The organism is uncultured Holdemanella sp. (assembly GCF_934772795.1).
Classification (GTDB): Bacteria; Bacillota_I; Bacilli_A; order Erysipelotrichales; family Erysipelotrichaceae; genus Holdemanella.
Map to the genome: position 1 here is coordinate 1 of NZ_CAKVMR010000072.1, position 10,303 is coordinate 10,303.

At 34.5% G+C, this 10,303-nt stretch carries 9 protein-coding genes and 2 tRNA genes; all 11 read right to left on the bottom strand.

Annotation, left to right across the window (positions count from 1 at the left end):
* Positions 1 to 75: 75 nt before the first annotated feature.
* The 11 genes from Q0F04_RS10265 to Q0F04_RS10315 all read right to left on the bottom strand — a co-directional run bounded on the left by Q0F04_RS10265 (position 76) and on the right by Q0F04_RS10315 (position 10,117).
* Positions 76 to 1,383, bottom strand: coding sequence for an RsmB/NOP family class I SAM-dependent RNA methyltransferase (locus tag Q0F04_RS10265; RefSeq protein WP_295752992.1), 1,308 nt, complete (start codon positions 1,381 to 1,383; stop codon positions 76 to 78).
* Entirely contained in the window at positions 1,380 to 2,513 is a 1,134-nt protein-coding gene (locus tag Q0F04_RS10270) for a M23 family metallopeptidase (RefSeq protein ID WP_295752994.1), read from the bottom strand. Before Q0F04_RS10270 ends, Q0F04_RS10265 begins: the two co-directional genes overlap by 4 nt.
* 93 nt (positions 2,514 to 2,606) lie before the next feature.
* Complete coding sequence (locus tag Q0F04_RS10275; RefSeq protein WP_295752996.1) at positions 2,607 to 3,740, bottom strand: O-antigen ligase family protein; 1,134 nt, start codon at positions 3,738 to 3,740, stop codon at positions 2,607 to 2,609.
* A gap of 52 nt (positions 3,741 to 3,792) precedes the next feature.
* Positions 3,793 to 3,867: transfer RNA gene (locus Q0F04_RS10280), tRNA-Thr, on the bottom strand.
* A 33-nt stretch (positions 3,868 to 3,900) separates the two neighbouring features.
* A complete protein-coding gene (locus tag Q0F04_RS10285; RefSeq protein ID WP_295752998.1) occupies positions 3,901 to 5,181 on the bottom strand; it encodes a hypothetical protein in 1,281 nt (426 codons plus the stop codon).
* 36 nt (positions 5,182 to 5,217) lie between these two features.
* Entirely contained in the window at positions 5,218 to 5,997 is a 780-nt protein-coding gene (locus Q0F04_RS10290; RefSeq protein WP_295753000.1) for a SagB/ThcOx family dehydrogenase, read from the bottom strand.
* 12 nt (positions 5,998 to 6,009) lie between these two features.
* Positions 6,010 to 7,479 carry an AAA family ATPase gene (locus tag Q0F04_RS10295; protein WP_295753002.1) on the bottom strand — a complete coding sequence of 490 codons (1,470 nt, stop codon included), beginning with the start codon at positions 7,477 to 7,479 and terminating at the stop codon, positions 6,010 to 6,012.
* Positions 7,476 to 8,744, bottom strand: coding sequence for a VWA-like domain-containing protein (locus tag Q0F04_RS10300; protein WP_295753004.1), 1,269 nt, complete (start codon positions 8,742 to 8,744; stop codon positions 7,476 to 7,478). The genes Q0F04_RS10295 and Q0F04_RS10300 overlap by 4 nt, the downstream gene beginning before the upstream one ends.
* Complete coding sequence (locus tag Q0F04_RS10305; RefSeq protein ID WP_295753007.1) at positions 8,744 to 9,649, bottom strand: leucine-rich repeat domain-containing protein; 906 nt, start codon at positions 9,647 to 9,649, stop codon at positions 8,744 to 8,746. The genes Q0F04_RS10300 and Q0F04_RS10305 overlap by 1 nt, the downstream gene beginning before the upstream one ends.
* A gap of 62 nt (positions 9,650 to 9,711) precedes the next feature.
* A tRNA-Leu gene (locus Q0F04_RS10310) sits at positions 9,712 to 9,795 on the bottom strand.
* 73 nt (positions 9,796 to 9,868) lie between these two features.
* Positions 9,869 to 10,117: a hypothetical protein gene (locus Q0F04_RS10315; RefSeq protein WP_117572052.1), complete on the bottom strand. Its 249-nt coding sequence runs from the start codon at positions 10,115 to 10,117 to the stop codon at positions 9,869 to 9,871.
* Positions 10,118 to 10,303: the final 186 nt, after the last annotated feature.

Sequence of the window (10,303 nt, forward strand, 5' to 3'; positions counted from 1 at the left end):
ACAAGGTATATGGTAAAACAAAAGGAGCTGAACTCCATAAGCGATAAAATTCACTTACTCGTTACAGCCCCTTTTTTAGTCTTTATTCACATGTGAATTGGGTAATAATCGTAACCCTTTAGGAATCTTATTTTTGATTTGTCTTCCATCACTCTTGCCAAAACCAAACGGATGTTCATTAAAACATACCGCTACATACCCTTTTTCGCATTCCTTTTGAAGAACTTCACCATGCATAAAAAGATCCATCTCTTCTAATGTTACATTGACTTTTCTTTTATAGTCAAAATCCGCAACCATATAAAAAGAATGACTTGGCTCAAAACGATTCTTAATGACATCCCCCAAATATACACCTTGACGCAATACTTTTACCTTTTTAAAATCCACAAACGGAACATCCATACCATATACTCTATCCTTATCTATATAGTAATACTTTGGTAAAGTATTCAATTGTTCCTTCAAAAACTTTTCAGTTACTTTATCAATCTTCTTAGATTTTAAAACAGGAAGTTTACCTGCCATGCCAGGTTGTTTCTTGAATTTCGCAATGAAATGGCCCTCACCACCATCCATTGGAAAAATACGGCGCACATTTAAATCTTTAAATCCTTTTCTTCCCCACAAAACTTCTGGATCCACCAATTCCATATCCTCATGTTTTTCTAAGAAAGCTAAGACAACATCTTCATCTTCTTCTAAAGCATATGTACATGTGGAATACACCAAAGTACCACCCGGTTTCAACATCGAATAGGCATGCTCTAATATTTCTTTTTGACGCGCTGCACAAAGCTCAATATTTTCAATACTCCAATGATTCAAAGCAATATCATGCTTTTTGATCATACCCTCACCACTACACGGTGCATCTACTAAAATCTTATCAAAACAAGCATCAAACACCTTCGCAAGCTTATCTACACTTGTATTGGTCACTGCCACATTTTTCACACCCATACGCTCAATATTCGATAATAAGATTTGGGCACGCTTCGCATCAATTTCATTCGATACTAAATACCCACTCTGTAAATGCGAGGCAATCTGTGTACTCTTTCCACCTGGTGCCGCACATAAATCCAACACATAATCATCTTCTTGTACATCCAAGATTTCAACGGCACTTGAAGCACTTGGTTCTTGCAGATAAAAACAGCCACAAATATGGAAGGGATGATTTCCCAACGGCTTATCTACATAATAGCTTTCTTTACAGAACTGACTTGGATGATCCAAATGATCAAATTCATTCAATTCTGCTTTTTTTAAATTGATACGCATACCACGATATAAAGGTTTTGATAAAGATTCAATATAGGCATCATATTCATCTTTCAACAATTCCTGCATGCGAGAAAAATATATTTCTTGACTCATACACCCTCCAAAACGGTTTCAGGATCAATGCGACATGCATAGCCTGAGCATGTTGCAGCTTCACTATAGCCGCATCCAAAAGAAAAATCAGCACCGCTGTTTCTAAAATATTCTACGATTGAATTGAGATTCTGCTTTAATTCAAACACCTCTACATGCGTATGAGGCCCTGTTGAATTGCCACTGTTCCCACTTTTCGCTATAACTGTACCTTGACTGACTTGCTGGCCACTAGTCACATAGATTTCATTGGATAAATGCGCATAAGTAATCGCATAAAGCCTTTCATTGACGGCAACCACCATACAAATGGTATTGCCACCACCATTCGGCCATCCACACCAGTTTCCTAAATATCCATTGTTCGAATCCACTGGTGCATGGGCATACAACACGATCCCATTGGCAACCGCTAAGACATCACTATACATCGCACTTGCGATATCCAAACCTAAATGAAGACCTCCATCCGGATAAAACCAGCATCCAGCACTGATTGTACCATTTTCAACTGGATTTTGCCAAAAAGAACTATACGAATCAATTTCATAATTTCCATCCACTAAACAAGACATGCCATTTTGTTGCCACGATTCATAACCCCCATAATCCGGCAAATGTTCAGTTCCTGAAATCATAGAATCTTCATTATGTTGTCCAGATTCATTGATTTGTGCTAAATTCGAAAACCGTTTGAATAAACGACTTTGACAATTGGATAATCTTTTAAGATATTCATCATACAACAATAACGTATTTTGATTCTTATCCAATTGTTTTTTATGTTTCAAATATTCTACTTCAATTTCTCTATATTCATCAAAATACAATCCCAAGTTCTTTTGTATCTTATACGGATACAAGATAGAGTTATTTCTTTGAATCGCTTGTAATTCAAAGCCATATTCTAACTTTTTTAATTCATAATAATTCTTTTTTTGTTTATACCTACGTTCAAGTTCATCCACACACTTTTCTTGTTTCTCAACTCGAGCCATTAAATTTGTTTGTTTAAATTCGATACTCTTTGAAACATCCCGACATTTCATAGATAAAAAACTAGCCTGATTCTCATCAACTGTGTCCACTTTGGATTCTATATTCGAAATTAAAACTTCATAACTTGGCACAACCATTGATTGTAAGCCAATAAAAAAACAGACAAAAAGAGATATACATTTCATAAAGCTCCTTCTACTGTCTGTCTTCTAAAATTATTGTATTTATTTTTCTAAGTACATGCAAGCACTATTTAAAATGATAAAACATAAAGTTCCTGTTGCGACAATATTCAATGTACAATCCAACAGTCCATAAATCAATACAATCGCAATAAAACACATCATCATGCCAAATAATGCCGGATTTTCTTTTCTTGTATTCGAAGTCAAAATTTCCTTATTTAGCACAAATGTATAGGCCAAAAGCACAACCGTTCCAACAACTCCATAGGATAAGATCGAATCAATATAGATATTGTGGGCATGAGGTGCCTTATGACCATGCACCAATGGATAAAACTTTTTATATGTCTGTGGACCCCATCCAAAAAGCGGATACATGGAAATACACATAAATGCCGTCTTCCAAATTTTAATGCGAGAGGCAAAAGTGGACATATCACTAATTCTTGGAATCAACGTTGGTTTTAAGAATACTAAACCACATACACAAAGTTCGAATACAATGGATGTGATAAATAGTTTTTTCCATCGTACACAATAAAGAAAAATGGGAAAGATTAGGGCAAATGGTAATAATGCGGTTCTAGATCCTGTTAGATATAACACAAAGAAATTAAACAGTGCAATTATAAAATATGCAATCTTACAAAGAATATTGTCATTTTTCACAAAGCGATACATACACATCACACATACAAAATCAATGACCATCGCATAGATATTCGCATTCATAAATGTCGAAGTAATTCTTCGTTTTGGCGAATTAAAGATATGGAATTCTAAAAATGTACGGCCGTTCGCAAGCGAAATCTGATTAAACTGATACAAACCGTAGATAGCCGCAAATAACGATAAAATAATAATAAGATCACACATCTTTTCAAATGTGTTTTTTGTGATGCTTCTACGATAATAAGCTCCATATAAACCGATCAACACAAATAACCATGTATTGCCTAGTCCTATCCAATTCGAATGGAAGATGGAAACAATAAATTCCAATACGACAAAACTATAAAAGAAAATTGCGCCCGTTTGAGTCTTTATGGCATACACCAATTTATGTCGGCATAATGCTTGTATTAAAATGCATGCAATTCCTACACTTGCGATTTGATAGGGCAAGAACAAAAAGGCAGTGGCCAATAAAATCATTTTTTCATCTAAATTCATAGATTCTCCCTTCAAAAAAATAAGCTGGTTAAACCAGCTTAATTTCAAAACATGGTGCCGACTATCGGATTTGAACCAATGACCTACGCGTTACGAGTGCGTTGCACTACCACTGTGCTAAGTCGGCATAAAGACTACCCTATTAGGATAGTCTTATTTTTTAAGATTGTAAAGCAGAAATCTGTTGTTGATAATATGAAATTTGTTGCTGCAAAGAAGACAACATCTGATTATTTGTATCAATCTGAGATTGAATGTCCGCTGTATCTTCCCCATTCTGTTGCGCATACGCCAAATCTGACTCTAGACTCTGTGCATATTGTGCATATGTATTGTAGTCTTGCTGCAAACTATTCAAGCTTGTTTGATATTCCTGAATCTTCTTTTCATTCTCTGCTTTTCTAGCTTCTTCTTCCTGACGCGCCTTTTCTTCAGCAGCCGCCTTTAATTCAGCCTGTTCCTTACATAAATCAATAAAGTCTTTTCCTGTCTTTGATTTTGATAAAGTATCTACTTCACCTTTTAAATTTTTAGACAATGAACTATATGTAGACTGCATATCGGCTACAGCCATCTTTTCTTCATCCGATTTTGATTCCCAGCCATTCAACAAATCAACAATTTGTTGATAAGCAGGAAGTTTAACTTCTTCTTTATCTTGATGAAGCTGCTTCATATCTTTCAACAAAGCCTTATATGTTTTGCCAGTCTGTTCTTTGAAATATTCATTGATTGAAGTCTTTTGTTTATCCAAAAGCTTTTTATAATCTTTATCCAAATCTAGAAGCTCTAATTTCTCAGCATCTGACATCATATTGTCTCCATACTCATCCGCATAAGATACTAATTTATCATATGTTTTCTGTTGTGCTTGTGAAACAATATTTTGTGGATCATACACCAAAACTTTATAGGCATATCCACCTAAGGCCGCCAAACCTAATAAGATTACACATAATACAATTTTAGTAACCTTGTTCATCGGTTTCTTTTCTTTGACTTTTTTATTCTTAGATTTCTTTTCCTTAGGCTTTTGTTCCTTTTTTTCTTTCTTTTCTTTTGGCTTCTTTTCCTTTTTGACAACAACCTCTTCTTCCTCATCATCCCCATCATTTGACATATCCTGCAACATCGCATGTACAAGATCTAATGCCTCATTGGATTGTTCCTTTTCAATAGAAGAAGTTGTAAAGTCATCATCCATGTCTTTTAAAGCTTCTTTATGCTCCTGATAAAATTGTTCTTCTTCCGCAATCGTTTTTTGACCACGTTCTTTACGAAGCATATCTAGAGCGGAAGACATTGTCCTTTCAGCCTGTCTTCTTTCGGCTTCAGACATCTGATGAACCTCTTTCGGCTTTTTTAATTCCTCGTTATATTCTGTTTTTTTATCTAAAAGTGCTTTTGAATAAGCATCTATATTCTTATCATTTTTACTCATAATATATTTTCCTTAGTTCCAATCTATTTTAACACATTATAAGCCTTCTTTTTCAACAAATTCATAAAAAGATTTTTCTTTCACAAAATCCTCTTTATTCACCTTTCCAACCGGTTGCGCATACATAATAAATTCATTTTCGCCATCCAATTCAAACATTTCATCACAAATCGAAGTCACACACGCTCCAATGCCACAAGTTCCTAAACCAATACTTGTGCTTGCCAAATAGATATTTTCTCCAACATGACCTAGATCCACTAAAGCTATTCGATGTGCAAGATGGCCATAACGCCATTCTGTTCGGTATGGGATGTAACTAAAATAGAAAATCACATTGGCTTTTAAAGCCCATAATTGTTCACACAAGGAAGCTGCCAAAACATCACTTACCTTTTCGATGGGATTTAAAAACTCAATACGATGTTCCATAGGTAAATAATGATAGGTTCCAGGGGTTAATCCTTCTACATTTTGGCATACAAAATACAGTTCAAAACCATGCCTAGCTCCTCCAGAAGGTACTGTACGCAATGTTGCATATTTCTTACCACGAATTTGTTTCACACCTTGGCAAGTCCACAACATATAAGATAGTTCCAGCAAAGACATAGGTTCTTGCGTATATACACGACTACTATGACGTGTATTGATAATATCTAAAAAGTTAGAACAAATGGATAATGCGTCAAAATTTTTAGGAAGTTCTATCGATTCCTTTCGCATAGCATCCTTTACCAATGGTGGTTGTGGAAGTTTTTTATCTTGATCCGACTCAAAGTCTTCAATATCATATTTTAATTCTGAATAATCCATACTCTACTCCTTTTAATGCGCTAACTCATCCAATAATCTTGCCTTTTGTGTTCCTATCAACAAGACTTGTTTATACTTTTCATATACATCAATCGTATGTGAACTTAAATATAGAGCCATTTCTGCTGACATCGTAAGATTGGTCACAAATATTGTCATTTCCTGTCCATTCTTAAATGCACTTTCCATAAATTCAAACGCATTTTCAATTTCCTGCTTCAATTGACTGTCTAGTTGTTCCAAGCTTTCCTTTTGTTCAAAGAAAGGCTTTGTACAAGAATCAAAACGAGACTTTGGATCTAAACTTTCATCCACCACGACTTTTTGTATGTTATTTAACACAAATTCATATTCATGTTTTTGTGAAGTATTCAATAGTTCCGCCTGTAATTTATTGCGATAATTTGACATAAATACCTTTGTATGGTCCAAATAAGAAGAATCCATATCTTTGCGATATTCTTTCAAGAAACGAAACCAAAGATCTGTACAATGTTTTTCAAAAGAATATACATTCACTTGTCGTAGTAAACCATCCATCACTAAATTAACTACAGAGACTCTTTCATCAAAATCCGCATTAAACAATCGAGCGTAGATCGTACTCGATACATTTCCGTTTAAGATATCATCAATGCCATAATCATCCTGATATTTTTTATACACCAAATAATAGGCAAAGACATCTTCGGCAATATCTTCATGATGTAAATATTCATAAATGGTATCTTGAGAAATTTCTAAATGCATCTTTTCATATGTATAGAGTAAATAAGATAGATCTTCCCAGCCTCTTGCCGTCACAAATTCCATGCCATCCACACTTGTTGAAACTGTATAGAAATGATTGGGCTTTAATTCCAAATAGCTTAAGATCATCGGATGAATATGTTTTGAGATTGCGTACTCTTTCCATACATAGTAATCCGTTTCAACATGGATATAACGAATACGATCCATTGTCACGACATCAAAATCACGAACTGATTTATTATATTCACTTGGATTTCCTGCTGCTACAATGATCCATCCGGCTGGAACTTTTTGATTTCCAAAGGTTTTATTCTGCAAAAATTGCAACATTGTAGGCGCTAATGTTTCCGATACACAATTGATTTCATCAATAAATAAGATACCCTCTTTTAAACCTGTATCTTCCATTTTCGAATACACACTCGCAATGATCTCACTCATTGTATATTCCGTAATCGAATATGTCTTTCCTTGAAATTCTTTTTCTTGAATAAAAGGAAGACCCACAGCACTTTGACGCGTGTGATGCGTAATTGTATAGCTGACAAGTCCAATCTGACATTCTTTTGCGATTTGTTCCATAATCTGTGTTTTACCGATACCAGGAGGACCAATCAATAGTAATGGTCGCTGATTCTTCGATTCAATTTCATATTCACCAAACGAATCCTTCGATAAATATGCCTGTACAGTATTTTTTATTTCGTTTTTTGCCTGTAATATATTCATAATTTTTCTTCCAATCTATATTGAATTGCCCATGAAGGCACTTTACTTCGATCATAATCCTCTAAATAAATAAAGGCTGTTTTATAGGCCGGACTCTTTTTAGGATAGATTCCTTTTCCATCGGTAAAATAGAGCAGACCGCAAAGATTTTGAAAAACCTTTTGGTCTATCAAATCATTCACATAGCTAAATACCGGTCTAAAATCGGTATTGCCTCCACCCACTAGAGTAAATGAATTCAATAAACGGTCCATTTCATTTTGGTTTGAGATGACATCGTCTTTACGAATCCTATCATCACATTGAATAATATGCACCTTGCATGATTTATAAAACATATTTGAAGTGCTTAAAATACTATAAGTATTTGAAAGAAAACGTTTTGCGAGCTCTTCATTGATCGAATAGCTCGTATCGAGTACAATCACAAACTCATAGATTTTTTTAACTTCTTTTGTCTCTAAAGGCTCAATCAAAGGCATATTCTTATAGATCGACATTCCATATGTGTAATAGGACAAGTCGAATTCATCCAAATCTATGTGCATTTCTTCTTTCACAATACTAAACCGTTTTAAAAACTGAGAAAAAGAGTATTTCGACTTCTTTGCCTGTAAACTCGACACAAGAAAAGCATCCCCATCCTCATTATCTTTCCCTTTTTGTTTATGATCAAACAATGTTTGTTTGGCAACACTCTGCCACTTTTTTTGAGCAGAAGATGATTGAGGCACTTTCTCATCCTGTTCTTTAGGCCATGCAGCATGATCATCTACCACAAATTCATAATATAAATCTTGAATATCATCCCGTGTACAAAGCCATTCATAAACTGTAATACAACTGATACCTGTCAAGCTTTCAATTTCACGATATACATCTTTTCGAATATACGATAAGATTCGTGAAACACTCTTTTTATGCATTGAATCTAATGTATATTCCACGACTATGTCGCAAGCTACATTCCAAATAAATTCAATGCGATTTTTTCGAAGCCAAATATGGCTATATAAACAATGTAAGATACTATGAAGATAGGCACGATTCAAAAACAGTGAATTTTTCTGAAATAAATCTATCACCTTTAATGGATTGTAGTAAAAATACACACCATTTGTCGCACACAAAGATACGCGATCATCATTCCTAAACTCAAGCGTATTTAACGCCGTCAAAAAATGTGGCATATCCATATAGAGTTCGGATCGAACTAACTCTAAGATATGAATTGCCTTTTCTTTTTCCCATTCACTTTGTCGCATTAAAAATCCTCAAAAGAATATGTCGATGATGATGTAAACATCTTATTCTTTAATTCCATCAATAGCGTTCGAGTTTCTAAATCCTCTTCCATAAAAATCAATCGATCTAGATTGGATTGATCAAGACACTCTTTTTTCAATAATTTTTCTACCATAACACATATATCTTTATATACATGTAAATAAGAAGTCAAATCATGTGCCCTTAAATAAGGAATGTATTGTTCAGATCCCATCATAAAGCGAAGAATCGCTACATGAAAGATACAAGATTCACTCTCTTCTGCACATAGCTTTTCAAAACAAGCATCATATCCATCAAAATCGATTTTTCCCTCTTTAAAACATTGACGCATACGAAACCCTTCCCCCTCAATATTCAAGGCAAAGATATGAGCAGGGCCCACTTCATCATAACCACCATTGTATTCTGGATAAAATATAGAACCATCTAAAAAATGAACTTCTACATCCCATGTGATTTGCGTTAAGATTTGTTTTAAAATAGTGACTGAAAATATAGAACAATCATAATAGATATGATTGAGTCTTAAACAATTCATAAATATATCACTGCCAATACTTATTAAAGTAAAAGGTAAATATACTTCTTTTAGCTTCCGACAATTATAGAACGCATAATCCCCAAGTTTTTTTAAAGTTCTCGGAAATTTAACACTTTCTACATCAACCCCACTACATTCATGATAATTTGAAGGGATGTCACAACTTAAAATAGCTTTCGATAAATCGACTTCTTTTGAAGAAAAACAATAATCCCCAATTTCACGAACAACATATCCATCAATGGATTCTGGTATTTCTATCTTGGGACTTAATGAATACACTCGATTGATACGAATTGAATCTTCATTTATTTTTTCATAATATACACAAACATTCATAAAAAAATTATAGCACAAAACAAAAAAAGACAACTACCGAAGTAATTGTCTACATTTACAAGTGGTGCGGGTGAAGGGACTCGAACCCCCACGCCGAAGGCGCCAGATCCTAAGTCTGGTGCGTCTGCCAATTTCGCCACACCCGCATTTCCAACGTGCTCACTTATAATACACTAACACAATTTAAAATGCAAGCATTTTTTAAAATTTTGTGGTTTTCTAATGTAGCACCGTTGGCTTATGCATCATTTCGATTTCTTCTTGGATATATGCCTCCACTTTTTCTAGAAGCTCATCCGTAACCTCAATGTCACCTATCATAAATGGAGCATCTCCCATTTCGGATTCCTTCACAAATTTAATTTGTGGAATCTGCGACATACGATGGTTTCCAAGTTCTTTTTCAATTTTCTCTAATTGCTTAAGTATTGGCTCTGCAATTTGTCTAATCATTTCTTCTTCTGTCATACTCAGTATTATAATCAACCCCCATCATTTTGACAAGGCAAAAGAATGGTGCAGATGCACCATTCTTATTTTGGTCAAAAGAAATACTTTTCACTATCCTAATAAACTGGAAGTCATCGAACTACTTCAATTTTTCATTTTCACAACTACATTTCCAGCGTGTTCTACATCACCTGCTGTCCGGAT